This window comes from Methylibium sp., assembly GCF_965279545.1.
Taxonomy (GTDB): domain Bacteria; phylum Pseudomonadota; class Gammaproteobacteria; order Burkholderiales; family Burkholderiaceae_C; genus Methylibium.
The window spans coordinates 396,553-420,949 of record NZ_OZ257250.1; the positions used below are offsets into that span (position 1 = coordinate 396,553).

21 protein-coding genes are annotated in these 24,397 nt (G+C 65.2%); 12 read left to right on the forward strand and 9 right to left on the reverse strand.

Annotated features, from left to right (window positions below):
• Window positions 1-386: 386 nt before the first annotated feature.
• Complete coding sequence (locus ACQY9S_RS01865) at window positions 387-704, reverse strand: winged helix-turn-helix transcriptional regulator (protein ID WP_428422873.1); 318 nt, start codon at window positions 702-704, stop codon at window positions 387-389.
• Window positions 705-915: 211 nt separating this feature from the next.
• Between ACQY9S_RS01865 and ACQY9S_RS01870 the strand changes: the two genes are divergently transcribed.
• Complete coding sequence (locus tag ACQY9S_RS01870; RefSeq protein WP_428422874.1) at window positions 916-1,773, forward strand: SDR family oxidoreductase; 858 nt, start codon at window positions 916-918, stop codon at window positions 1,771-1,773.
• A gap of 688 nt (window positions 1,774-2,461) precedes the next feature.
• On the opposite strand, the gene ACQY9S_RS01875 is transcribed toward ACQY9S_RS01870, so the two are convergent.
• The 4 genes from ACQY9S_RS01875 to ACQY9S_RS01890 all read right to left on the reverse strand — a co-directional run bounded on the left by ACQY9S_RS01875 (window position 2,462) and on the right by ACQY9S_RS01890 (window position 7,614).
• Window positions 2,462-4,102 carry a carboxylesterase/lipase family protein gene (locus ACQY9S_RS01875; RefSeq protein ID WP_428422875.1) on the reverse strand — a complete coding sequence of 547 codons (1,641 nt, stop codon included), beginning with the start codon at window positions 4,100-4,102 and terminating at the stop codon, window positions 2,462-2,464.
• A gap of 255 nt (window positions 4,103-4,357) precedes the next feature.
• Window positions 4,358-5,389, reverse strand: a complete 1,032-nt coding sequence (locus tag ACQY9S_RS01880) for a Rieske 2Fe-2S domain-containing protein (RefSeq protein ID WP_428422876.1) — start codon at window positions 5,387-5,389, stop codon at window positions 4,358-4,360.
• Window positions 5,390-5,556: 167 nt separating this feature from the next.
• Window positions 5,557-6,591, reverse strand: a complete 1,035-nt coding sequence (locus tag ACQY9S_RS01885; protein WP_428422877.1) for a porin — start codon at window positions 6,589-6,591, stop codon at window positions 5,557-5,559.
• Window positions 6,592-6,708: 117 nt separating this feature from the next.
• Window positions 6,709-7,614 (reverse strand): LysR family transcriptional regulator, encoded by a 906-nt coding sequence (locus tag ACQY9S_RS01890; protein ID WP_428422878.1) that lies wholly within the window; start codon window positions 7,612-7,614, stop codon window positions 6,709-6,711.
• A gap of 137 nt (window positions 7,615-7,751) precedes the next feature.
• Between ACQY9S_RS01890 and ACQY9S_RS01895 the strand changes: the two genes are divergently transcribed.
• The 11 genes from ACQY9S_RS01895 to ACQY9S_RS01945 all read left to right on the forward strand — a co-directional run bounded on the left by ACQY9S_RS01895 (window position 7,752) and on the right by ACQY9S_RS01945 (window position 18,994).
• Window positions 7,752-9,401, forward strand: coding sequence for an FAD-dependent monooxygenase (locus tag ACQY9S_RS01895; protein WP_428422879.1), 1,650 nt, complete (start codon window positions 7,752-7,754; stop codon window positions 9,399-9,401).
• A gap of 11 nt (window positions 9,402-9,412) precedes the next feature.
• Window positions 9,413-10,348 carry a VOC family protein gene (locus tag ACQY9S_RS01900; RefSeq protein ID WP_428422880.1) on the forward strand — a complete coding sequence of 312 codons (936 nt, stop codon included), beginning with the start codon at window positions 9,413-9,415 and terminating at the stop codon, window positions 10,346-10,348.
• Window positions 10,345-11,208: a fumarylacetoacetate hydrolase family protein gene (locus ACQY9S_RS01905; protein WP_428422881.1), complete on the forward strand. Its 864-nt coding sequence runs from the start codon at window positions 10,345-10,347 to the stop codon at window positions 11,206-11,208. Before ACQY9S_RS01900 ends, ACQY9S_RS01905 begins: the two co-directional genes overlap by 4 nt.
• A gap of 122 nt (window positions 11,209-11,330) precedes the next feature.
• Entirely contained in the window at window positions 11,331-12,503 is a 1,173-nt protein-coding gene (locus ACQY9S_RS01910) for an ABC transporter substrate-binding protein (protein WP_428422882.1), read from the forward strand.
• A 15-nt stretch (window positions 12,504-12,518) separates the two neighbouring features.
• The gene (locus ACQY9S_RS01915; protein WP_428422883.1) at window positions 12,519-13,439 is read left to right on the forward strand and encodes a branched-chain amino acid ABC transporter permease; all 921 of its coding nucleotides are present in this window, start codon (window positions 12,519-12,521) and stop codon (window positions 13,437-13,439) included.
• The gene (locus tag ACQY9S_RS01920; protein ID WP_428422884.1) at window positions 13,432-14,466 is read left to right on the forward strand and encodes a branched-chain amino acid ABC transporter permease; all 1,035 of its coding nucleotides are present in this window, start codon (window positions 13,432-13,434) and stop codon (window positions 14,464-14,466) included. Before ACQY9S_RS01915 ends, ACQY9S_RS01920 begins: the two co-directional genes overlap by 8 nt.
• Entirely contained in the window at window positions 14,463-15,215 is a 753-nt protein-coding gene (locus tag ACQY9S_RS01925) for an ABC transporter ATP-binding protein (RefSeq protein ID WP_428422885.1), read from the forward strand. Before ACQY9S_RS01920 ends, ACQY9S_RS01925 begins: the two co-directional genes overlap by 4 nt.
• Entirely contained in the window at window positions 15,212-15,922 is a 711-nt protein-coding gene (locus ACQY9S_RS01930) for an ABC transporter ATP-binding protein (protein ID WP_428422886.1), read from the forward strand. The genes ACQY9S_RS01925 and ACQY9S_RS01930 overlap by 4 nt, the downstream gene beginning before the upstream one ends.
• Before the next feature lie 11 nt (window positions 15,923-15,933).
• The gene (locus tag ACQY9S_RS01935; protein ID WP_428422887.1) at window positions 15,934-16,968 is read left to right on the forward strand and encodes a Rieske 2Fe-2S domain-containing protein; all 1,035 of its coding nucleotides are present in this window, start codon (window positions 15,934-15,936) and stop codon (window positions 16,966-16,968) included.
• 1 nt (window position 16,969) lies between these two features.
• Window positions 16,970-17,935 (forward strand): PDR/VanB family oxidoreductase, encoded by a 966-nt coding sequence (locus ACQY9S_RS01940; RefSeq protein ID WP_428422888.1) that lies wholly within the window; start codon window positions 16,970-16,972, stop codon window positions 17,933-17,935.
• A gap of 84 nt (window positions 17,936-18,019) precedes the next feature.
• The gene (locus tag ACQY9S_RS01945) at window positions 18,020-18,994 is read left to right on the forward strand and encodes a glutathione S-transferase family protein (RefSeq protein WP_428422889.1); all 975 of its coding nucleotides are present in this window, start codon (window positions 18,020-18,022) and stop codon (window positions 18,992-18,994) included.
• A gap of 13 nt (window positions 18,995-19,007) precedes the next feature.
• Here the strand turns inward: ACQY9S_RS01945 and gorA are convergent, their stop codons facing one another.
• The 4 genes from gorA to ACQY9S_RS01965 form a co-directional block, all read right to left on the reverse strand.
• The gene (gene gorA, locus ACQY9S_RS01950; protein ID WP_428422890.1) at window positions 19,008-20,366 is read right to left on the reverse strand and encodes a glutathione-disulfide reductase; all 1,359 of its coding nucleotides are present in this window, start codon (window positions 20,364-20,366) and stop codon (window positions 19,008-19,010) included.
• A gap of 314 nt (window positions 20,367-20,680) precedes the next feature.
• Window positions 20,681-21,442 (reverse strand): ABC transporter permease, encoded by a 762-nt coding sequence (locus ACQY9S_RS01955; protein ID WP_428425557.1) that lies wholly within the window; start codon window positions 21,440-21,442, stop codon window positions 20,681-20,683.
• 2 nt (window positions 21,443-21,444) lie between these two features.
• Window positions 21,445-22,374 (reverse strand): ABC transporter ATP-binding protein, encoded by a 930-nt coding sequence (locus tag ACQY9S_RS01960; RefSeq protein WP_428422891.1) that lies wholly within the window; start codon window positions 22,372-22,374, stop codon window positions 21,445-21,447.
• Window positions 22,375-22,447: 73 nt separating this feature from the next.
• Window positions 22,448-24,367, reverse strand: a complete 1,920-nt coding sequence (locus tag ACQY9S_RS01965) for a B12-binding domain-containing radical SAM protein (RefSeq protein ID WP_428422892.1) — start codon at window positions 24,365-24,367, stop codon at window positions 22,448-22,450.
• Window positions 24,368-24,397 lie beyond the last annotated feature (30 nt).

Sequence of the window (24,397 nt, forward strand, 5' to 3'; positions counted from 1 at the left end):
GCAGGAACCTGTCGATGGCATGGCGGCAGTTGATGATTGCAGCGGGATGAGTTCGGCTGCGCGGTCAGCAGCGGACTCTCGAGGCGCTCAAAGCGCCTGCGAAGCGGTGCCGACGGACCGCAAGACCGACCGGATCGAAGGCTTTGGTGCGGCATCGTCATCACGTCGCTTCAAACCGCACCGCGCGTCGCGTTGTGCAGACGGTGGAACAAGTTCCGGACGAATCTCGATACCCGTGTTTGTTCCAGTGATGCGGTAGCTTCTCGTCACAGCGTTTAGCCAGTATCGGCCGGTATGGCGTCACAAGCTTCTCGTTCGACATCTCGGACTTATGCGGACGCGAACCGCTAGTCGTGGCGACGATTCTTTCGACTTCGCGATCGAAATCAGCGAGCAACCAAGGCTCGCAAGCCTGTTTCCTTTTTCGCTCGAGGCTTCGCCTTCTGTGCGACAAGGATGCGGCCCACGTTCTCTTCAATCCAATCCGCCAGTGATCGAACTTGCTGTGCTGCCTCGACGCCCATCGGCGACAGGCTGTACTCGACATGCGGTGGAACCACCGGATAGGACTTGCGCACGACCAGGCCATCGTCCTCGAGCCATTGCAGCGTCTGCGCCAGCATCTTTTCGCTCACGCCACCGACCCTGCGGCGCAATTCGCTGAAGCGGTGGGTTCCCTTCAGAAGGACGATCAGCACCAGCACGCCCCAACGACTCGTGAGGTGCTTGAGCACTTCGCGAGAGGGACAGTTCGGTGCTAGCAACTCGCCACGTGCCATCCGCGAGGACAGCGCTGCAGGAGAGGGGGGCCGTTCCCGGTTCGAGGCCATGGGTACTTACCTTTGTGTGCGTACTTATGAAAAGTAATCGTTCTCGGTATTCTGCCACCCATCTCAACCGCATCAAGGAATCATGATGATTGCCGTCACCGGAGCAACGGGCCAACTGGGCCGGCTCGTTCTCGAAGAACTACTGAAGACGCGTGCTCCCGAATCCATCGCCGCACTGGTTCGCAGCCCTGACAAGGCCCGCGACCTTGCCGCTCGCGGCCTGCAGGTTCGGGAAGCGGACTACAGCCGACCGTCGACGCTTGAAGCCGCACTGAAGGGCGTTGATCGGCTGCTGCTGATCTCGTCCAGCGAGATCGGCCAGCGAGTCGACCAGCACCGCGCTGTCATTGACGCCGCACGGCACGCTGGCGTGCAACTCTTGGTCTACACCAGCCTGCTTCACGCTGACAGCTCGGCACTGGGCCTCGCTGGTGAGCACCGGGAAACCGAAGCGCTGGTGCAAAGCTCAGGCTTGCCCTTCGTCATCCTTCGCAATGGCTGGTACACGGAGAACTACACCGCAGCCGTTCCTGCGGCGCTTGCGCATGGCGCGCTGTTGGGCAGCGCGAGAGAAGGGCGCATCGCGTCGGCCGCACGCGCCGACTACGCCGCTGCGGCTGCGGCCGTGCTGAGGGATGGCGCCGAGACCGGCCGGGTCTACGAGCTGGCGGGCGACACCGCTTATTCACTCACGGAACTGGCCGCAGAAATCTCTCGCTTGTCCGGCAAGGCAGTCAGATACCAGGATCTGCCGCCTTCAGATTACAAGGCAGCGCTGCTCGGTGCGGGGCTGCCCGAGGGGCTGGCAGCCTTGTTGGCCGACTCGGACGCTGGGGCGTCGCAGGGGGCGCTGTTCGACGATGGGAAGCAACTCAGCCAGCTCATCGGCCGTCCAACGACGCCGCTGGCGACCTTGATCACAGTGGCATTGCCTCGTCAGTGAATCGGTAGCACGGTCGACGGTGAAGGACCGCCGCTTTGATATAAGAATGAGGTTGGCTGCGTCTTGGTCCGCCACTAGGGCTCGAACCGACAACCACGCAGCTCCGTTCCCTGATCCGGCACCACAACTTCCCTGTTCTTGCTCCCAGAATTCCCTGTTCCGCTCCGCTAAGTTCCCTGTTCCGCGCACGGCCTGTGACGGCCTCAAACGCGACTAAGTCCCTGGTACAGCGAGAGTTTTTGGCCGCGGGGGGTGGAAGTGGCCCCAAGTCCTGAAACTCTTCCCTGTTATCGCCGTTTTGACGGCTGAGACGGGTTCGCCGGCGACTCGCAGCGCCGCCAGGTAGTCCAAGCCCGCGCACGACGCGGGCTTTTTTTCGCGCGAGCCCCGCGTGGCGCGGGCTGCGGGCCCGATGGCCATTCTCAGCAGGGCGCTGACTGGACCATCGAAGCGCCTTCTCGGAGGCCTTTCTCAGTGGCCTCCAAAAGTGGTACGGATAATTCTTCCGACCATCACCGCCCCAAGTAGAACGGCCCCGCACCGCGGAGCCGTGATGATGTGTGTGGGGCGGTTCATGCCATACCCAGAAGCTCCCGCAGCGCTGTCCACTCCATCGGCAGCGGACCGGTGACGCTGCCCTGCGCGATGGCTTCATTGGAGCCACCTGGCAGGGCTGATCGTGCGCTGGCTAGTGATCGAAGGCCAAGGTCAGGATGCCGCCAATCCTGAATCTGTCGAGGAACTGGAATCTCGATGTTCCTTCCTCCGGCCCGGCCTGCACAGCGTTGCCCAAGTGCATGGCATCGCTTCCCGGCCCCGCGTATCGAGGCCATTGTGACAACCCCGCCGCGTTCGGATCGCCATTGCGGGCAAAGTTGGTCCAATACGACTGGACAATGTCGGACATTGCCTTGTCCGCATTGCTCGGCGAACCAGGATAGAAGAACTGCAGATCGACAGGGGCACCGAAAACAAACCAGAGGTCACTGCCGTGTGTTGCGAGTGGACTGTAGGACGACAAGTACGAGAAGTTGTAGACGTAGACCGGTGACTTCCCCGTTTGCCGTTGCAGATTGGCCCAGCCCCAGGTCTGGTACTTGATGTTTGCATCACCTTGCAGCGACTGCGCCGACTGCGCGGCCTGAGCATCGGTCCCCGCCGGGTATTGCTGCAGGAAGTCGGCCAGATTGTTGCTGCCGAAGACGGTCGCCGCAGCGTCGGTGAAGGCTCGAGCGCTGTCGTGTGGGAGCGACCAGCCCATGAAGAACATCCCCTCGTCATTGTTCCAACCCACCATCAGTGGCACGTCGGTCTGCTGTCCGCGCATGAACAGGACGTAAGGGTCGTCGGGCAGCACGTGCCCGTCGACGGTGGGGCCGAAGTTCGTCTCCCCAGGATTCGTTGCGAGGGTCCAGTTCGTCGCGGTTTGCAGTTGCAATGCGGGCGTGGCACGCAGATCCGCGAGTGTCGGTGCGTTGACTTTCACGCTCAGGGCCAAGCCCATGTTCTGCGCATCACCATGAGACATCATGGGGCCGCTGGAGGTTTCCCAGAATGCGCCGCTGCTTCCTATGGCTTTGTGAAACAGTCCCTTGGACAGGGGCGACGCCATCAACAGGCCAATTGCGTGGGAACCAGCCGACTCGCCGAAGACTGTCACGTTGTTGGGGTCGCCTCCGAACGCCGCAACGTTGTCGTGCACCCAGCGCAACGCGGCCAGCTGATCCAGCAGGCCGTACATGCCGGACTTGTGTCCATTGGACTCGGCATCCAGCTCCGGTCGGGACAAGAAGCCAAGAACACCCAGGCGGTAGTTGATCGAGACAACGACGACACCCTTGCGTGCAAGCACACCGCCGTCGTACAAGGGATCGGCGCTGGTGCCGTTCTGAAATCCGCCGCCGTGTATCCATACCATCACGGGCTGCTTGTCGCCGCGTTTGGCAGCGCCGGTCCAGACGTTCAAATTGAGGCAGTCTTCGCTGACGCCATTGGTCTGTATGGGGCCACTGGACGACGAAGCCCAGCAGCGGTTGCCGAACTGTGTCGCATCCCGGACCCCGGTCCATGCGGCGGCTGGTTGCGGCTCTTTCCAACGCAGGCTTTCAACCGGGGGGGCTGCGTACGGGATGCCCTTGAAGCTCCGGATCCCCGAGCTGTCCGGAAGATTCCCGACGACGGATCCCGATCGGAGTTCGACCTGCGTTTCGACGGCGACAGCACTGTCGTCGTCGGACGAGTCACCACCACCGCAACCATGGACCACGAGCATCAGTAGGCCCGTGAGCAGGGATCGCAGGAGAATTTGTTGGCCGAATTGGTGTGTCATGTTTCAGTCCTCATCATGTGCGTGATGGAAGGTAGGCTGTCCCCGCTGCATGGCGCTGGGAATATGGGAACCGCCGAATGCCTCTCTCGGGGAGCGGACTTGGCTCCGCCCCCGATCAAGTCTCGTTGGCCAGTCGAATGAGCCAACCTCCGAGCGTCGAGATGCGACAGCGCTTGCCATTGCCATAGACCCGCTCGAAGTCAGGCGTCGTCCAGGGTGGGGTATGTCAACGACCGCCCGCCCGATGCTTGATGCTCAACGAGTGTTCATCGCCGAGCCCGAACGCATCGCGACGATTCGCCGTGCATGGATCGACGGCGCGTCGGACTTGATGTCCACCAACGGCGGCGTCGGCTTCTGACGCAGTCTGGCGTACTGCGCTTCGAGCACGAACTTGTCTTCGGCGAATGCGGTGTCGATTTCCTGGTAGACGCGGTCCGTCAGGTCCGGCATACCGGGCTTGACCTCGTGAGCAATGGTCCAGAAGTAGTGCGACACGCCCTCGCTGGCCGGCGTCAGTGCGTGCAGGGATCGCAGTGAAAAGCCACCGTCCCGTCGCCCTTCGCAAGCGCCGGTATCGACGTCCTTCGCGCCGGCGTTGATGGTGATCAGGCCCGGCCTGAAATCGATCTCGATCCAGCGGTCGACGCGTCCGGTGAAGCCATGCGCTGCGACGTAGGTCGGCGGCGGCAGCGAGTTGCGCAGCCAGCGCACCACCGAGACGCTGTCCCCGGTGCGCGAGAAGTTCATCTCGGCGTTCGAGTGCGCGTCGGGCTGGCCACCGATCGTGCTCTTGTGCACGTAGCCGACATGCGTCAGATCCAGCAGGTTGTCGGCCACCAGCAGATGGTCGGCCTGCACCTCGTTGCGCTTGCCGCGATGTGCCCAGCCCGGCGCGGCATGCCACTCGTAGCGCGGGATCATGTTCACGTCGGCCTTTGCCGGGTCCCCGAGCCAGATCCAAACCAGGCCGTCGCGCTCGGCCACCGGATAATTTGCGACGCGCGCCGCCGACGGGATGGTGTCCTGGCCGGGCACCTTGACGCAGACGCCGCAGCCGTCGAACACCAAGCCGTGGTAGCCGCAGCGGATGCCCTCGGGGACCAGTTCGCCCAGGGCGAGCGGCAGGCCGCGGTGGCAGCACCGGTCCTCCAGTGCGGCAGGCAGGCCGTCGGTGCGCCGGAACAGCACGATCGGCTCGTTCAGCAGCGTGCGGCCGACGGGCCTGCCGCCAAGTTCATCGGCGAAGGCCGCGACGTACCAGCAATCCTTCAGAAACGTACTCATGGTGGCCCTCTTCGAGATGGTCTCGTCCTCGGTGCGACTCATGCGTCTGCCGAACATCCCGCTCCCGGGAGCAGGCACGTGCGGGCCGCAGTTCTACGCACTCGAGGACAACGCACGGCAGGTGGTGGCTGCCGCGATCGGTGCAATGGCCGTGCAGTGGCCGCTCGCTAGAACGTGTGCCGAATGCCGACCTGCAGCCCGGTGATGTCCTGCCCGGGAGCGGGTGCTGCAATGTCGAGGCGACCCGGCCACATGCCGAATGCCGCCGCGCCCTTGTTGTCGACCTTTGCTATCGAGGCGTAGAGCGTCGTGCGCTTGGACATCAGGTGGAAATACCCGATGGCGGACTGCGTGGCGTTGCCTGCCTGCGCATCACGGCGGATCACCGACGCGCGAATCTCGCCCGGCCCCAGTGGAACGGTCGTGCCCAGCATGTACCCGTTCACGTTGGACAGCCCATCGATGCGATTGGTCTGCACCCAGCCGTGCAGCTTGACTGTGCCCAGGTCATAGGTTCCGCCCAGAGCGTAGGTTTGGCTGTCGAGCGTAGACACGCCGGGCCGGCCTACCGCGACGCCAGGCACCTTGATGTTGTCGTAGGAAACGGCAACGAATCCGTTCCCTCTTTTGTATTCGGCCGCAAGCGAGTGCCCACGGCCGGGGCCACCCTCCGATGCCGCCACGATCGCTCTTACTGACAAGCCATCCCAGTTCGGCGATATGTACTGGACGGCGTTGTCATGCATCACGGCGTATCCGCGCAGACCTTGCAGCAAGTTCAGATTGGCGCCGTTGTTGCTGCGGATGAATGGGTCGATCGCGCGCGTCAGCCAGATCGCTGGCGTGAACTGACTGCCCAGTTGCACCGAGCCGTAGCGGCTATCGCCGATGCCCACCAGGGCCTCACGATTCCAGAACTTGGTGGGGACCTGGGCGCTACCCGTGTCGATCTGGTAACCGTTCTCCAATTTGAAGAATGCGCGCATGCCCCCGCCGAGATCCTCGGTGCCGCGCAGCCCCCACAGCGACGTGTCGCTGGAGACTGTCTTTCGGGTCGTGCTGTCGGCTCCCGCCACGGCCGAAAAACGCTGCAGGTTGATCGACGCATCGAGGCGGCCGTAAATCGTTACATTCGACTGCGCCGACGCTTCCATCGTCAGCGCTGCCAAGCCTGCAAGCCAGCAGGCATTCATCTTCCTCATCGCTTGTCTCCTGTTTTGTTGGATCAAAAACAGGTGGGACGATAGGGAGGCTGATCGATAGCGAATAGATGCCGCGCATGCGGCGGCGATGCCGGATTGGATATCGCTCGCGCGATGTCAGTCCGCGAGTGTGTGCATGTGCATGCTGGCGCGCCGCATCATGTCGCAGAAGTATTCGGCGGCCGGTGTCAGCGGCAACCCGGTGCGGTAAAGGATGCAGACCGGCGGAGCTGGCAGCACCTCCTCGACCGGAATGACCGCCAGCACGTCGCGCCACAGCGGAAACTGCACCCATTGCACCGGCAGCATCATCAGCATGTCGGAGTAAGCCATCGCGACCAGGAAACTCAGCGCGGACTGCGCCTGCATCACCAGCTTCGGCGCGGGCAGCCCATGCTTGGCGAACAGTGGGCCCAGTTCTTCTTCGGCCTTGTGGGTGATCGAGGTGGTGATCCACTCCGCGTCGACCAGTTCGCGCAGGCTGCGCGCATGCGCGAGTGGATGCCCCTTGCGGCCGAGGATCACGCGGGTGTTGTCGAACAGCTTTTCCATCGCGGTCTCGCCGGGGATCTCTTCGGGTGGCGGGCCGATGTAGCAGTCGATCGTGCCATCGAGCAATGAGGCCTCGACCCTGGGGAATACCGCGTCGATAACGTTCAGCATCACCTTCGGGTAACGCGTGCGGAACGGTCGCAGCGCATTCGGCAGCAACGCGATGTGCGGTACGCTGGACAGGCAGACCGTCAGATGGCCGTGCGTCTCGCCGCGCAGCTGGTCGATCTCTTCCTGGGCGCGCCGCAGGTCGCTGCGCACCGAGGCGGCGCGGCGCTGGAACACCTCGCCCATCGGCGTGAGGTGCACGCCGCGCGCGCGGCGTTCGAACAGCACCACCCCCAGTTCGCGCTCCAGTTCCTGGATGCTGCGCGTCAGCGCGGGCTGGGCAACCCCCAGGGAGCGAGCCGCGGCGCGAAGGCTCCCGCGCTCGGCCACGGTCAGAAAGTCACGCAGCGAGTTCAGTTTCACGGCAGGACTGATTCAGTTTCGTTATCGACTGCAAAAGATTGTCATCTTTTCGCATAGCAGTTCCTCTCCGTACGATCCCTCATCGATCAAGAAGAGCCGCTCGCGCTGTCCGCGCGAGTGGATACACAGGAGACGAGATGACCGATCCGAACGGACCGCGGGTGCTGATCGTCGGCGCGGGCCCGGTGGGCCTGGCGACCGCGATCGAGCTGGGGCATCGTGGTATCGCCTGCATGCTGATCGAGCGCAATGACCGCGTCGGTTACGCGCCGCGCGCCAAGACGACCAACGTGCGCACACGTGAACACCTGCGGCGCTGGGGCATTGCCGGCAAGTTGCGCGCCGCCTCGCCGCTGGGCGTGGACTACCCCTCCAACGTGCTGTTCGTGACGCGGCTGGCCGGGTACGAACTGGCCCGTTTCGAGAACGCCTTCTACTGCGCGCCGGGGCGCAATCCGCTGTACTCCGAGCACTCGCAGTGGATTCCGCAGTACCGCGTCGAGGAAGTGCTGCGAGAGCATGCCGGATCGATTCCCGGTGTCGATCTGCGATTCGGCTGTGAGCTGCAGTCGCTGGCACAGAGCGGGCAGGGCGTGCAGGCGCGGCTGCGCGATCTGGCAAGTGGCGAGGACATCACCGTCGCGACCGACTATCTGATCGGCGCCGACGGCGCCAGAAGCACCGTGCGCGCGGCGATCGGCGTGCAGATGAAGGGCAGCTACGGTCTGTCACGCAACTACAACATCGTCTTTCGGGCGCCCGGCCTGGCGCAGGCCCACCGCCACGGCCCCGCGGTGATGTACTGGCAAGTCAACGCCGAGGTGCCGAGCCTCATCGGTCCCATGGACCGCGGCGACAAGTGGTTCTTCATGCCGACCAAGGTGGCCGAAGGTGTCCGTCTGCAGGATCTGGATGGCCCGGCGCTGATCCGGAGCGCTACCGGTATCGACCTGCCCTACGAGGTGCTCAGCACCGATGAATGGGTGGCCAGCAAGTTGATCGGCGACCGCTATCGCGACCGCCGCGTCTTCCTGGCCGGCGACGCCTGCCACTTGCACCCGCCGTTTGGTGGCTATGGCATGAACATGGGCATCGCCGACGGCGTGGATCTGGGCTGGAAGCTGGCGGCGGTCCTGCAGGGCTGGGGCGGCCCGGCGCTGCTGGACAGCTACGAGGCCGAGCGCCGACCGGTGCACGAGCAAGTGCTGGACGAGGCGGAGGCCAATCACGCGATGCTTGGCAACCAACTGTGGGCCGAGGGCCTGGAGGACGAGGGCGAGCACGGCGAGCGTGTGCGGCGCGAGACGGGTGCGCGTGTACAGGCGGCCAAGGTGCGCGAGTTCTCGACGCTGGGTGTGGTTCTTGGCTACCGCTACGACGACTCGCCGGTGATCGTCGGGGACGGTTCGCCGCCTGCGCCGCACGACTTCCTGAACTACGTCCCCTCGGCGCGTCCTGGCGCGTTGGCGCCGCACGCTTGGTTGCACGACGGCAGCTCGCTATACGACCACTTCGGTTCCGGTTTCACACTTCTGGCCAGCCCGAGCGCGCAACCCGAGGCAATTGATCAGGCGCGCCGCCAGGCGCAGGCGGCCGGGGTGCCGCTGACGGTGCTGCAGTTGCGCGAAGCCGGCATCGCGACGCTCTACCAGGCGCGCTATACCCTGATTCGGCCCGATCAGCACGTCGCATGGCGCGGCGACGCCTGGCCGACCGTGGCGGCGGCGCTGTTTCAACGCGTCAGTGGCCGCGCTTCCACCAGTGGTGCCAGCCAGAGGGCTGATTGATGGACGCCGCCGTGCATTCCGTGCACCGTTTTGTCTTCTCGGTGCCCGACATCGAAGAGGCAGAGCGCTTCTACACCGCCTTTGGCCTGCGGGTCGTGCGCAATGGCCGGCGTATCGATCTGTACACCCACGGCCACGCGCATCGCTGGGGAACCGTGCACGACAGCCGTGCGCCCAAGAAGCTCGAGTACATCGCCTACGGTGTGCACGAGCAAGACATGCCGGTGCTGTGCGAGCGCATCGAACGCCTGGGTCTCGGGCGAGCGCCTCATCCCTGGGCGGACGAGCCGGGCCTGTGGCTGAACGACGTCGACGGCATCGCGACCCAGCTGGTGATAGCGCGCAAGGTTTCCCCCAATGCGAAGACGGCTCGTGTGAGCGTCCGGCCGCCAGAACGGGGCCATGGCGCCGCGCCGAGCCGCAGCGCGGTCAAGCAGGTGCGGCCGCGATATCTGTCGCACGTTTTGCGCTTCACGCCCGACGTCCCGCGCATGGTCGCGTTCTGCCGTGACGTCCTGGGCTTGCGCCTCAGCGACCACTCGCGCGATCTCATTGCGTTCATGCACGGTGCCCATGGGAGCGACCACCATCTGGTCGCGTTCGCGAAGTCGCACGGGCCCGGCCTGCACCACACCAGCTGGGACGTCGGCAGTCTCGACGACGTGGGTATCGGTAGCGAGCAGATGCGAGCCCACGGTTTCGACCGAGGGTGGGGCGTCGGCCGCCACGTGCTCGGCTCGAACTATTTCTACTACGTGCGCGACCCGTGGGGCAGCTACGCCGAGTATTCGCACGACATCGACTTCGTGCCGGCCGGCTTCAACTGGCCCGCGGGAGACCATGACCCGGTCGATTCTCTTTACGTCTGGGGGCCGACGCTGCCGGACGACTTCATCACCAACCACGAGCAGCACCCTGCTGCGTGCCGACACGAAGGAACCTCATGAGACTAGTTGCCTTTCGCTCCGACGGTGGACAACCCGCACTGGGTGCTCGCCTTGGACAGGAGCTGGTGGATTTGACCGCACTCGGTTTGCCCACCACGCTGGACGAACTGCTGCGCCAAGGCGAGGCCGGCTTCGCAGCGGCACGCGATGCTGTCACCCGCGCCAAGGTCCGCCGTCCGCTGGCCGGATTGCGCTACCTGCCGCCGATCGCACTGCCCTCGAAGGCATTCGCGGCCGGACTCAATTTCGTCGACCACGCGGCGGAGTCTCCCTACAAGGATCCGCCTGCCTATCCGGTGATGTTCCAACGCTTCCCATCCTCCTGGGTGGCTCACGGGGAAGCACTGGTGCGGCCGAAGGTGTCGGAGCAGTTCGACTACGAGGCCGAACTGGTGGTGGTGATCGGCCGTCCCGGTCGCGCGATTCCGAAGGCGCGCGCGCTCGAGCATGTGGCGGGCTACTCCTTGTTCAACGACGGCTCGGTGCGCGACTACCAGCTGCGCGTGACGCAATGGATGATTGGCAAGAACTTCGACCGCAGCGGCTCTTTCGGTCCCGAGTTCGTGACCGCCGATGAGCTGCCGCCCGGCGCGAAGGGCCTGCAGCTGCAGTGCCGGCTGAACGGCCGCGTGCTGCAGAACGCCAACACCAACGACATGATCTTCGACGTGCCCGCGTTGATCGAGGCCTGTTCCGAGGCGATGGCGCTGGTGCCGGGCGACATCATCATCGCCGGCACACCGTCGGGTGTCGGCTTCGCGCGCAAGCCGCCGGTCTTCATGAGGGCCGGGGACGTCTGCGAGGTCGAGGTCGAAGGGCTCGGCCTGCTGCGCAACCCGGTGATCGACGAGGAAGACTAGGCCCCCGTGCCATCGGTTCGTGCGCCTGGCGGCGTGACCTGCGCCGAGCGGCAACCAACCGGATATCGAAGCTGCGAGGCCGGCTCGATCATCCAGATCAGAGAATCAAGGAGACAACAAACATGTTCACTACCGCGCTGCGCGCAGGCTTGCTCGGCCTGGCGTGTCTTGCCTTGGGGAGCGCCCACGCCCAGACGCCGCTGAAGATCGGCTTCTTGGCCACCTTCTCCGGCCCGATCGGTGCCATCGGGCAGGATCAGTACGACGCTTTCATGCTGGCCGTAGAGCAGCGCAGCGGCAAGCTCGGCGGTGTGCCGGTTCAGGTGTTGAAGGAGGACGACCAGTTCAAGCCCGAACTCGCCACGCAGATTGTCCAGAAGCTGATCGAACGCGAGCGGGTTTCCATCATCACCGGTATCACCGGCTCGAACGTGATCATGGCCGTCGCGCGGCCGATCACCGAGAAGCAGGTCTTCTTGATCAGTACCAACCCCGGGCCCTCGCCGCTGGCCGGGGCCGGTTGCTCGCCTTACCAGTACGTCGCGTCCTGGCAGAACGACAACATTGCGGAAGTGGTCGGCAAGTACGCGGTCGACAAGGGCTACAAGAAGATGATCCTGCTGGCGCCCAACTTCCAGGGCGGCAAGGACATTCTGGGCGGCTTCAAGCGCTACTACAAAGGCACTGTGCAGGATGAGATCTACACGCCACTGAACCAGCTCGACTTCTCTGCCGAGATCGCGCAGATCGCTGCGCAAAAGCCCGATGCGGTGTTCGCCTTCTTCCCTGGCGCGCTCGGCGTGAACTTCGTGCGCCAGTACCAGCAGGCGGGCTTGCTGAAGGCGCTGCCGCTGCTGTCCACCGGCATCGCCGACGGCACCTCACTGCCGGCGCTGAAGGACGCGGCCCTCGGCATTCTGAGTGGCGCCTTCTGGGGGCCGGACCTCGACAACCCCGTGAACCGCCAGTTCGTCGACGCCTTCGAGGCCAAGTACAAGCGCATCCCGTCTACCTTCGCGGCCCAGGCCTACGACGGCGCGCTGTTGCTGGATTCGGCCATTGCCAAGGTGAAGGGCAACCTGGCCGACAAGCAGGCCTTCGGCTCTGCGCTGAAAGCGGCCGACTTCAAGTCGGTGCGCGGCAGTTTCCGCTTCAACAACAACAATTTTCCGATTCATGACATGCACATGTTCGAGGCGGCGAAGGATGCCAAGGGGCGAGTCAGTCTGAAGACGGTGGCGACACCATTGAAGGACCACCAGGACGCCTACCACGGCCAGTGCAGCTTGAACTGAAATGCGGGGCCACCCATGACAGTTTCATTGCTCTTCGCTCAACTGCTCAACGGCTTCCAGCTCGGTGTATTGCTGTTCCTGCTGTCGGCCGGCCTGACTCTGGTGCTCGGGATCATGAACTTCGTGAATCTGGCGCACGGGTCGCTTTATATGGTGGGTGCTTATCTGGCTGCGGCAGCTTACGGCTGGTCGGACTCGTTCATCGTGGCCGGGCTCATCGCGGTGCCCGGCGCGCTGGGGATGGGCATGCTGATCGAGCGCCTGGTGCTCGGCCGCCTCTATGCGCGCGACCACCTCGACCAAGTGCTCGCTACCTTCGGCCTGATCCTGTTCGCCAACGAAGCGGTGCGCATCGTCTGGGGTCAGGCGCCCCTGTTCATGGACGTGCCGCAGGTCTTGTCAGGCACGGTGGATCTGTTCGGCATGCCCTACCCGTCGTACCGCTTTGCGATCATCGCGGTTGGGCTGCTGGTGGCGCTGGCTCTGTATTTGGTGATCCACAAGACACGCGTCGGCATGTTGATTCGCGCCGGCGCGTCGGACGCAGCAATGGTCGCGGCGCTGGGCGTCAACATCCGCCTCGTCAACGCGTTGGTGTTCGGCGCGGCGGCGGCGCTGGCGGGCTTGGCCGGTCTGATGGCGGCGCCGATCCTGTCAGTGCAGCCGGGCATGGGTGAACAGATCCTGATCCTCACGCTGGTCGTCATCGTGACCGGCGGCGTTGGATCGATCCGAGGCGCCTTCTATGGCGCTCTGATCGTCGGCATCGCAGACACCTTGGGTCGCGCGCTGATGCCGGCGCTGATGCGCGAGTTGCTCGAACGCAGCGCGGCTCAGGCGGCCGGTCCCGCGGTGGCTTCAATGCTGATCTACATCCTGATGGCCGTCGTGCTCGCAGTACGCCCACAGGGCCTATTCCCGGTGAAACATGGCTAAACCCTTGACGTTTGCGATCGTGGCGGAATCCGCGACGCCGCGCCGCGGCCTGAAGTTGTCCGCCCGCGCGGCCGTATTGGTGCTGATCGTCGGCGGTCTCGGTCTGCTGCCGCTCGCCGCGTTGGCTGCCGGGCAGCCGTTCTACCTGGTGTTGGCATCGCGCATCATGATCTTCGCGCTCGCCGCGCTCGGGCTGAACCTGATCCTCGGCTTCGGTGCGCTGATCAGTTTCGGTCACGCGCTCTACCTCGGCATCGGTGCCTATGCGGTCGGCATGATGTCGTCCCATGGCATTGTCAATGGCTTCGCCCACCTTGGCGCTGCGCTGGGCGTCGGACTGGTCGCGGCCACGCTGATCGGGCTGGTCTGCCTGCGCGCCAGCGGCGTCGGCTTCATCATGATCACGCTGGCCTTCGCGCAGATGTTCTATTTCATGGTTGTCGGCATCAAGGCCTACGGTGGCGACGATGGGTTGCCGATTCCGCTGCGCAGCGATTTCGGTCTGCTCGACCTGTCGAACAACGTGGTGCTGTACTACCTGATCTACGCGATCCTGATGGTGACACTGTACGGCTTGCACCGTCTCGTGCAGGCGCGGTTCGGCATGCTGCTGCGCGGGACGAAGTCGAATCCGCGGCGCATGGCAGCGCTCGGCTTCCCGATCCTGCGCTACAGGCTTGCCGCGTATGTGCTGTCGGCCCTGATCTGCGTAGTGGCCGGCGTACTGCTCGCGAACTTGACGCGCTTCGCCTCACCGTCGTACATGCAGTGGTCGGTCTCCGGCGAACTGATCGTGATGGTCGTGCTGGGTGGCATCGGCACCGTGGTCGGACCGATCGTTGGCGCCGGCGCATGGCTGCTGCTGGAGGAACTGCTGACTTCGCTCCCGGCCGGTCTGCCTTGGGGTGTCGACGGGTGGATCCGCGATCACTGGATGCTGCTGCTGGGTGCCTTCGTCGTGCTCGTCACGCTGGCGCTGAAGCAAGGGCTGTACGGCTACCTGCTGGAGAAGGAGCGCCAACGATGAGTCTGCTTGCAGTCAAGGGCCTGGTGAAGCGGTTCGGCGGGTTGCTCGCGACCGACCACCTGGACATCGAGGTCCGGCCAGGTGAACTTCACGCAGTCATCGGCCCCAACGGCGCGGGCAAGACGACGCTGATCAACCTGCTGTCGGGCGAACTTCTGCCGAGCGAGGGACAGATCGTCTTCGACGGCCGGGACGTCACTCTCTGGCCGGTGCACCGGCGCACGCTGGCCGGCATCGCGCGCTCGTACCAGATCAGCTCGGTGTTCCCGGAGTTCAGCGTGCTGCAGAACGTCATGTTCGCGGTGCAGGCGGGCAGTGGGCACAGCTTCTCGTTCTGGAAGCCCGTCGCATCCGATACCGCGCTTCTGGAACCGGCGTTGGCGGTGCTGGAGAAGGTCGGTCTGGCTTCGAGAGCCGCCACACCGGTGGCCGAGCTGGCGCACGGTGCGCGGCGCCAGCTGGAGATCGCGATGACGCTGGCGATGAAGCCGAAGCTGCTGCTGCTCGATGAGCCGATGGCCGGGATGAGCCACCAGGAGTCGGTCGAGCTGACGGCGCTGTTGCTGCGCCTGAAGGGGGAGTACGGGATCGTGCTGGTCGAGCACGACATGGACGCGATCTTCGCGCTGGCCGACCGCATCTCGGTGTTGGTGTACGGCCGCCCGATCGCCTGCGGCACGCCACAGCAGATTCGCGCAGACACCGGTGTGCATGCCGCCTACCTGGGCGATGGAGAGGAAGTACTGTGACGGCGTTGCTCGAGGTGCGCGACATCGAGACCTGCTACGGTGCCAGCCAGGCCCTGTTCGGCGTTTCGCTCGACGTACATCCCCATGAGGTGGTGACGCTGGTCGGTCGCAACGGCATGGGGAAGTCGACCACAGTCAAGTCGATGATGGGCCTGCTCCCGCTGCGCGCGGGCAGCATCCGTTTTGCTGGCACGGAGCTTCAAGGCTGGCCTACGCACCGGGTTGCGCAGGCTGGTATCGGCCTTGTGCCGGAAGGGCGGCACATCTTTCCGAACCTGACGGTGCGCGAGAACCTCGTCGCGACCGCGACGGACCGTCGCAGTGCCCAGCCAGCCTGGACGTTGGACTCGGTCTACGAGATGTTCCCGCGCCTCGAGGAGCGCGAACGCAACCTGGGATCGAATCTCTCCGGCGGCGAGCAGCAGATGCTGGCGATCGGCCGCGCGCTGATGACCAACCCATTGCTGTTGATCCTCGATGAAGCCACCGAGGGCCTCGCGCCGCTGATCCGTGGCGAGATCTGGCGCTGCCTCGAGCGGCTCAAGGAGGCAGGATTGGCGCTGATCGTGATCGACAAGAACATCGGGCCGCTGCTGCGGCTGGCCGACCGCCATTACGTGGTCGAGAAGGGGCGCGTGGTCTGGAGCGGTTCCAGCGCGCAATTGCAGGCGGATCCCGCGGTGCTGCGGGAATACGTCGGCGTTTGAAGGAGAGCGAGATGTTCGTACGCAACTGCTGGTACGTGGCGGCCTGGCCCGGTGAGCTGACCGGCCGCCCGCTGGCCCGAACGCTGCTCGGCGAGCCGGTGGTGCTTTACCGGCAGTCCGACGGCCAGGTGGTGGCATTGCAGGATCGTTGCGCGCACCGCGCGGTGCCGCTGTCGATGGGCGAGCTCTGCGAGGACCGCCTGATCTGCCCGTATCACGGCCTCGCCTACGACCGCACCGGCGCTTGCGTGCACGTGCCCGAGCAGGACAAGATCCCGTCGGGCGCCCGGGTGCGCAGCTTCCCGCTGGTGGACCGCGATGGGGCCGTCTGGATCTGGATGGGCGATCCCGAACGGGCCGACCCGGACAAGATCGTGCCCTATCCCTGGCATGTCGATGCCGGGTGGGCCCACAAGACCGGCTACAACCACATCGAGGGCCACTACCAGTTGCTCAACGACAACCTGCTCGACCTGTCGCACATCACCTGGGTGCACCGCAAGACGATCGGCGGCTCGGCCGCGACGCAGGTCAAGGCCGAGCTGCGGACCGAGCGCGACGGCGACGTGGTGACCGTCCGGCGCTACCTGATGGATTCGCCGCCGCCGCCGACCTATGTGCGCGCGGTCGGCTTCGAGGGGCGCATCGACCGCTGGATGAAGATCGAGTGCTTCCCTGGCCTGCTCCGCATCTACACCGGCGCCAACGATGCCGGCAAGGGCGTCGATGAAGCGAACCAGGCCGACCACTTCGGTGCCCGCATCTTCAATGGCATCACGCCCGAGACCGAGCACACCACGCACTACTTCTGGAGCGCGGCGCACAACTTCAAGGTCGACCAGCCGGCCGTCACGCAGGCCTTCTTCGACGAGGTCGCCGCGACCTTCCTCGAGGACAAGGTCATCATGGAGGCCCAGTACAAACGCCTGCGGCAGTTTCCGGCCTACCGGTCGATCGACATCCGCAGTGACGCCGGCGGCATCCAGGCGCGGCGTGTGCTGAGCGCACTGGCCGAGAACGAGGGTGGTGCCTCGAAGGCGAGCTGAGATGGAGCACTCCGCACGCCACGTCAGGGTGGCTCGCAAGCGCATCGAAGCGGCCGGGATCTGCTCCTACGAGCTGGTCGATCCCGACGGTGCGCCGCTGCCGCCGTTCGGCGCGGGTTCCCACATCGATGTGCATCTGCCCAACGGGCTGGTGCGCCAGTACTCGCTGTGCAACCACCCGGCCGAGACCTCGCGCTACCTGATCGGCGTGCTGCGCGATCCCGCGTCGCGCGGCGGCTCCGCCGCGATGCACGACCTGGTCCACGAAGGCGACCTGATCCGCATCGGCGGTCCGCGCAACCACTTCCCGCTGGCAGCGTCCGGCGGTCATGCGATGCTGCTGGCCGGCGGCATCGGCATCACGCCGATCCTCGCGATGGCGGAGCACCTGGCCTCTGCGGGCGCCCCGTTCGAGATGCACTACTGCAGCCGTTCCCGCGACCGCACGGCCTTTCATGACCGGCTGAAGAGTTCGTCGTTCGCGTCGCGGGTGGCCTTCCATTTCGACGACGGCGATGCGGCGCAGAAGATCGACCTTCCCGCGCTGCTGGCATCGCCTGGCGGCGAGCGACATTTGTACGCCTGCGGGCCGGCCGGCTTCCTCGAGTTCGTGCTGGCGACCGCGCGTGCACAAGGTTGGCCACAGGAGAGTATCCACTTCGAGTACTTCGCCGCGCCGGCGCAGGACACGGACGGCGACACCGCGTTCGACGTGCGTATCGCGAGCACGGGCAAGGTCTACCGCATCGCCGCCGACAGATCGGTGGCCGCCGCGCTGGCCGAGCAGGGCGTCGTGATCGAGGTGTCCTGCGAGCAGGGCGTCTGCGGCACCTGCCTGACCCGCGTGCTCGATGGCGAGCCGGACCACCGGGATCAGTACCTGACGGAGGCCGAGCGTGCCCGCAACGACCAGTTCACGCCCTGCTGCTCCCGGGCCAAGAGCCAACTGCTCGTCCTGGACCTCTAGGGCGCCTGCGCACCACGTCGTTTGCGCCGGTGTTCCCACCGACCCGAATTGCCGACCCAACCCCAACTATCTCGAGAGCCTGTCATGCCTGATGCACATCCGTCCTTCCTCACGATCCTGTCGGCGACCCGTGCCGCCCTGGATGGCGCTGGAGAATTCATTGGTTCCTCGGAGAGCGAGGCACCGCGTTTCGAACTGTTCAACGCGCCGAACTCCATTTGCTCGCAGAAAGTCCGTGCCGTGCTGGCTTTTCACGAGATCCCGTATGTCTCCCAATCGATGAACATCTTTGCCGGCGAAACGTATCTGCCGGCCTATGTGCGACTGCGATTGGCCGCCTGCGACGACCTGGACTTGCCGCTCGTGGCCGCACACTCCGGCAGCACGTCCGTCGCGACGGGGGGCTGCGATCCGGCGGTCGTGCCGACGCTGGTCGACCTGGCCGCCGAAAAGCTGATCGTCGACTCGAAGCGCATCTGCCTGTACATCGACGCGACAATCGCCGGCCGTGCGCGGTTGCGCCCCGCTCATCTGGCGGAACGCATCGACGCGGAGCTCGATATCGTCGACAACCTGCCCAACTACCAGATGCTCAGCGGGCGGCCTCCGGGTGAAGACCATCGGCCGGCATCCAGGCGCGGGGGCAATGGCGTCGACTTTGCGATGAGCAAAGTGGGGCGCTGCGACCGCTACCTGGCGGAGTTTGCCGACGACAAGGCGCTGGTTCGCGGCTACGCGGCGAAGCGCTGCAAGGAACTGCAGGCCGCGCAGCAACTCTTTTCCGCGCAAGCCATGCGTGCCGCGTACGACAAGGCCGAGGAAGCCTGCGAGGGCCTGGAGGGCCGACTCGCAGCGCGCGGCAACCGATGGCTTCTTGCCGACGAGATGACCATGGCCGATCTTTATTGGGCGATCGAGCTGTTGCGCATGAAGAACCTTGGCGCGGATGCGCTTTGGTCGCATGGGGCACGGCCTGCCGTTGCAGACTTCGTGGAGCGGGCAGAGCGCGTCGCCGCGATCCGGTCGGCCGTCATCGATTGGCCGGGAGCGCAGTACTGAGCCTGCAAGGAGGTCAGCCCACCGGCTCGCGCATGGAGACAAACTCTTCGGCCACCGTCGGGTGGATGCCGATGGTCATGTCGAATTGCGACTTCGTGGCTCCGGCGGTCATGGCGACACCGAAGCCCTGAACGATCTCGCCGGCATCGGCGCCGACCATGTGCAGCCCGATCACCCGGTCGCTCGTTCCGTCGACCACCAATTTCATCAATGTGCGTTCGCTGCTGCCCGACAGCGTATGCCTGAGCGCCTTGAACTCGCTTCGGAACACCCGCACGTCTTGAAAGCACTGGCGGGCGTCTCGTTCGGTCAGACCGATTGTGCCGATGCTGGGATCGGTGAAAACGGCCGTCGGAATCAGCCGGTAATCAACTTTGCGTTTGCCTGCGCCGAACAGGTGGTCAATGAACGCCATCGCTTCGGCGAGCGCGACTGGCGTCAGTTGTGCACGGCCGATCACGTCGCCCAGGGCATGGATGCCGGGAACGCTGCTGCGATAGACCTCGTCGACAACGATCGCCCCGTTCGCCGCGAGTTCCACGCCGAGTTCGGACAGGCCGATTCCTTCCGTATTCGGCTGGCGCCCGGTTGCATACAAAATCGTGTCGGCTTCCAGCCGACTTCCGTCGGCCAGCGTGGCGCGCAGCGCGCCGTCGGCAGCGCGCTCGATGTGCGAGATGTCGCTTCGCGTGCGGATCGAGATCCTCTTCTTTGCCATTTCCGCGGCAACGAAGTGCCGGACGTCGTCGTCAAATCCACGCAATATCTGTTCGCCGCGGTACAGCTGGATCACTTGCGCCCCGAGCCCGGCAAAGATGGACGCGAATTCGCTCGCGATGTAGCCACCACCGACAACGATCAACCGGCTCGGAAACTCGCGAAGATCGAACACCTCGTTCGACGTCATGGCGAGATCATGCCCGGGGAATACGGGCACGACGGGCCGCCCGCCCGAGGCGATCAGCACGTGCTTGGCACCATACAGCCGACCATTGACCTCGACTTCGCCCGCTGAACGAAGCGTCGCGCTGCCGCGAAGCAGAGCGACCCCCGATTCTTCGAGCATTCGACTGTAAAGGCCGTTGAGCCGCGCGATCTCGCGCGCACGACGAGCCTTCAGCGTCTCCCAGTCGAAACGCGGCGGCGCGTCCAGCGACCACCCGAAGCCTCGCGACTCATCGAAGGATCCTGCATAGTGCGCCGCGAAGCTATAGAGCTTTTTGGGAATGCAGCCGAGGTTCACGCAGGTGCCGCCGGGCGGCGCGGGATCGGCCACGGCGACCTTGGCGCCTTGACGAGCAGCCAGGCGCGCCGCGCGTACGCCACCGCTGCCGGCGCCAATCACGAACAGGTCGAACGGGTCGAGAGTCATTGCTTGCTGTTCAACGATTGGGATGTAGTAGGAATTTGAACCATCAACAAATGGCCGTACTGCCTGACCTGACAAGTCTATGAATCAAAACGATAACGGAAAGATGCCTGATGATCGTCATTGATGCGATGGCTGTATCAGTGACTCCCGTGGTTCCATTGACTCCAAATTCGGCTGTCACGCAGACGGCTTTTGCAACCTGCTGTCGAGCGCGACCTTGCGAAGGATCGAAGCAAAGCCCTTCATCGGAGCGGTGAGGTCCCGGTGACGTTTCCAGAGGTCCCCGGTGTGCCGTCCGGGAGTGTGAACAGGCCCTAGGCCTTCAGGCGATACCCGGTCCTGAAGATCCAGGCCACCACCCCCAGCGACACGACGAGAAACGCGAACGTCACGCCCAGGCTCAAGCCGATGTGCACGTCGGCCGCCCCGTAGAAGCTCCAGCGAAAGCCGCTCACCAGGTAGACCACCGGATTGAACAGCGCCACCGTCCGCCAGAACGGCGGCAGCATCTCGATGGAATAGAAGCTGCCGCCCAGGAAGGTGAGCGGCGTGACGATCAGCAGCGGTATCACCTGCAGCTTCTCGAAACCGTCGGCCCAGATGCCGATGATGAAGCCGAACAGGCTGAACGTCACCGCCGTGAGCACCAGAAAGAGCAGCATCCACACCGGGTGCTCGATGCGCAGCGGCACGAACAACCAGGCAGTGGCCAGGATGATGAGCCCGAGGAGGATCGACTTCGTCGCGGCCGCGCCCACGTAGCTCAGCACGATCTCGAAGGCCGAGATCGGCGCGGACAGCAGCTCGTAGATCGTGCCGGTGAACTTGGGGAAGTAGATGCCGAACGAGGCGTTGGAGATGCTCTGCGTCAGCAGCGACAGCATCACCAGCCCCGGCACGATGAAGGCGCCGTAGCTCACGCCCCCCACGTCGGGGATGCGCGTGCCGATGGCCGCGCCGAAGACGACGAAGTACAGCGACGTGGAGATCACCGGCGAGATGATGCTCTGCATCAGCGTGCGCCAGGCGCGCGCCATCTCGAAGCGGTAGATGGCGTGCACGGCGTGCAGGTTCATGGTCATGGGTTGTCCTCGAGCAGGCCGACGAAGATGTCTTCCAGCGAGCTCTGCGTCGTGTGCAGGTCCTTGAAGGCGATGCCGATGTCGCTCAGGTCCTTCAGAAGCGCCGCAATGCCGGCGCGCCCGCCTTGCGTCTCGTAGGTGTAGGTCAGCTCGTTGCCGTCGGCCGACAGCGCCAGATCGTAGGCGAGGAGGGCGGGCGGTACCGCCTGCAGCCGGGTCGCCAACTGCAGTGTGAGCTGTTTCCTGCCGAGCTTGCGCATCAGCTCGGTCTTCTCCTCGACGAGGACCAGTTCGCCCTTGTCGATGACCCCGATCCGGTCGGCCATCTCTTCGGCCTCGTCGATGTAGTGCGTGGTCAGGATGATGGTCACCCCGGTGGCGCGCAGCTCGCGCACCAGTTGCCACATGTCACGCCGCAGCGTGACGTCGACGCCGGCGGTCGGCTCGTCGAGAAAGAGAACCTGCGGCTCGTGCGACAGCGCCTTGGCGATCATCAGCCGCCGCTTCATGCCGCCCGACAGCGCCATGACGCGGCTGTCCTTCTTGTCCCACAGCGACAAGGCCTTCAGCACCTTCTCGATGTAGGCCGGATTCGGAGGCTTGCCGAACAGGCCGCGGCTGAAGGAGACCGTGCTCCACACGGATTCGAAGGCGTCGGTCGTGAGCTCCTGCGGCACCAGTCCGATCATCGAGCGCGCGGCACGGTAGTCCCGCACGATGTCGTGCCCGTCGACGGCGATGCGGCCGGCGCTCGGGTTGACGATGCCGCAGACGATGCTGATGAGCGTCGTCTTGCCCGCGCCGTTGGGCCCTAGCAGCGCGAAGATCTCGCCGCGGCGGATCGTCAGGTCGATGCCCTTGAGCGCGTGAAACCCCGAGCTGTAGGTCTTCGAGACGCCTGTGGCCGAGAGGATGTTGTCCTGCATCGGCGCAAGGATAGCCGGAAGGTGAGAGTGCGCCGGTGCCGGGCGGACACCGGCCGGTATCCGGTCCGGCGGTCTACGAGGCCAACGCCCGCTCGATGCGGTGCCGCGCCACCCGCGTCTTCGGCACCGGCAGGTCGAACCAGCTGCGCACGTCGGCTTCCAGCCCCACGCCGTGCATGTAGTTGTAGAGCGCCTTCTTCAGCGCCACACCCAGCGCGTCGTGGTCCACGCCGGTCGGGTCGATGAAGCCGATGTCGTTCTTGGCAAAGCTCACCGGTGGCAGCGGCTGCAGCGTCACGCCGTAGGCCTCGGGGTTCAGGCCCACCGGTGAATGCACGGTGCAGGCGAAGCGGTGGAAGAAGCCCGACTGGATGCAGCCCGCCGCGAACAGCTGGCGCACGTACTCGAGCGCATCCACGGTGTCCTGCACGGTCTGGGTCGGAAACCCGTACATCAGGTAGGCATGCACCAGGATGCCGGCGTCGGAAAAGCCGCGCGTGACGCGCGCCACCTGGTCGACCGAAACGCCCTTCTTCATGAGGGTCAGCAGCCGGTCCGAGGCGACCTCCAGCCCGCCCGAGATAGCGATGCAGCCGCTGTCGGCGAGCTGCCGGCACAGCGCGGGAGTGAACGACTTTTCGAAGCGGATGTTGCCCCACCACGAGATCGCCCGCCGGCGCTTCTGCAGCTCGGCGGCCAGCGCCTTCAGCGACTTGGGCGGGGCGGCCTCGTCGACGAAATGGAAGCCGGTCTGCCCGGTTTCCTCGACGATGGCCTCGATGCGGTCGACCAGCGTCTCGGCGCCGGCGGCATCGAAGCGCGAGATGTAGTCCAGGCTCACGTCGCAGAAGCTGCACTTCTTCCAGTAGCAGCCGTGCGCGACCGTCAGCTTGTTCCAGCGCCCGTCGGACCACAGCCGGTGCATCGGGTTGAGCAGGTCCAGCAGCGACAGGTAGCGGTCCAGCGGCAGGCCGTCCCAGGTGGGGGTGCCGACCTCGGCAAAGGGCACGTCGGGCTCGACGAGGTTGATATAGCGCACCGCGGCCGACCCCGTGTGCGGATCGACCGCGCGCACGAAGCTGCGCACCAGCCGGCTCTGCGAACGCTGGCCCGCCAGATGCTCGAGCAGCGCGAGCAGCGGCCGTTCGCCGGCGTCCAGCGTGAGGTAGTCGAAGTGGTCGAACACGCGCGGCTCGGTCAGTTCGCGCAGTTCGGTGTTGACGAAGCCGCCTCCAAGCGCGGTGACGATGCCCGGGTCGTGCGCCTTGATGGCCTGGGCGATGCGAAAGGCCGCGTACACCGCGCCCGGGAAGGGCACCGACACCAGCACCAGCGTGGGCCGGTGGCGCGCCAGCGCGGCCAGCGTCAGCTCGCGCAGCAGGCGGTCCACCAGGTTGAGCGGCGCCGCCAGGGCCTCGGCCAGCGGATCGAAGCTGGGCTGGCTTTGCGCCAGACTCTCCGCATAGCGCACGAACTCGAAGCGCGGGTCCACCGCGTCGCGCACGACGTCGGCGATGTCGTTGAGGTACAGCGTGGCCAGGTGGCGGGCACGGTCCTGCACGCCGAGGGTGCCGAAGGCCCAGGCCATCGGGTCGCCGCCGTCGGGGTCTTCGTAGACGTCGAGCGAATCGAAGCGCGCGCCTTCGGGCAGGAAGGCGCGGCTGCAGATGCGGTGCGCGAGCGTGGCGTCGCGCCCCTGCAGGAACGCCACCGTGGGCGCGATCGTTGCCGCATAGCGCTCGAACCGCTCCTCGAACGCGTCGACCCGCGGCGTGCGCGCCGGTGCCGGCAGGTCCGCGATGCGCTCGTGGATCGCCGCCAGGCCGCCGGGCGACAGCAGTGCCAGGGCCAGCGCCAGGGCCAGGTCTTCCTGCGCGGCCTCGATGCCGCGCGAGCGCAGGAAGCCGGTCAGGTAGGCCGTCGACGGGTACGGGGTGTTGAGCTGCGTCATCGGCGCGATGACGGACAGGACGCGGGCGGGCTGGGACGGCATGGTCAGTGGCGGTGGGCGGCTGTCGGCCGG

Bases quoted from the DNA above. Each gene is read 5' to 3' on its own strand.
- ACQY9S_RS01920 (WP_428422884.1), top strand. From the start codon at position 13,432: ATGGCTAAACCCTTGACGTTTGCGATCGTGGCGGAATCCGCGACGCCG.
- ACQY9S_RS01955 (WP_428425557.1), bottom strand. From the start codon at position 21,442: ATGAACCTGCACGCCGTGCACGCCATCTACCGCTTCGAGATGGCGCGC.
- ACQY9S_RS01935 (WP_428422887.1), top strand. From the start codon at position 15,934: ATGTTCGTACGCAACTGCTGGTACGTGGCGGCCTGGCCCGGTGAGCTG.
- ACQY9S_RS01885 (WP_428422877.1), bottom strand. From the start codon at position 6,591: ATGAGGAAGATGAATGCCTGCTGGCTTGCAGGCTTGGCAGCGCTGACG.
- ACQY9S_RS01915 (WP_428422883.1), top strand. From the start codon at position 12,519: ATGACAGTTTCATTGCTCTTCGCTCAACTGCTCAACGGCTTCCAGCTC.
- ACQY9S_RS01870 (WP_428422874.1), top strand. From the start codon at position 916: ATGATTGCCGTCACCGGAGCAACGGGCCAACTGGGCCGGCTCGTTCTC.
- ACQY9S_RS01945 (WP_428422889.1), top strand. From the start codon at position 18,020: ATGCCTGATGCACATCCGTCCTTCCTCACGATCCTGTCGGCGACCCGT.
- ACQY9S_RS01880 (WP_428422876.1), bottom strand. From the start codon at position 5,389: ATGAGTACGTTTCTGAAGGATTGCTGGTACGTCGCGGCCTTCGCCGAT.
- ACQY9S_RS01940 (WP_428422888.1), top strand. From the start codon at position 16,970: ATGGAGCACTCCGCACGCCACGTCAGGGTGGCTCGCAAGCGCATCGAA.
- ACQY9S_RS01875 (WP_428422875.1), bottom strand. From the start codon at position 4,102: ATGACACACCAATTCGGCCAACAAATTCTCCTGCGATCCCTGCTCACG.
- ACQY9S_RS01910 (WP_428422882.1), top strand. From the start codon at position 11,331: ATGTTCACTACCGCGCTGCGCGCAGGCTTGCTCGGCCTGGCGTGTCTT.
- ACQY9S_RS01905 (WP_428422881.1), top strand. From the start codon at position 10,345: ATGAGACTAGTTGCCTTTCGCTCCGACGGTGGACAACCCGCACTGGGT.
- gorA (WP_428422890.1), bottom strand. From the start codon at position 20,366: ATGACTCTCGACCCGTTCGACCTGTTCGTGATTGGCGCCGGCAGCGGT.
- ACQY9S_RS01925 (WP_428422885.1), top strand. From the start codon at position 14,463: ATGAGTCTGCTTGCAGTCAAGGGCCTGGTGAAGCGGTTCGGCGGGTTG.
- ACQY9S_RS01965 (WP_428422892.1), bottom strand. From the start codon at position 24,367: ATGCCGTCCCAGCCCGCCCGCGTCCTGTCCGTCATCGCGCCGATGACG.
- ACQY9S_RS01960 (WP_428422891.1), bottom strand. From the start codon at position 22,374: ATGCAGGACAACATCCTCTCGGCCACAGGCGTCTCGAAGACCTACAGC.
- ACQY9S_RS01895 (WP_428422879.1), top strand. From the start codon at position 7,752: ATGACCGATCCGAACGGACCGCGGGTGCTGATCGTCGGCGCGGGCCCG.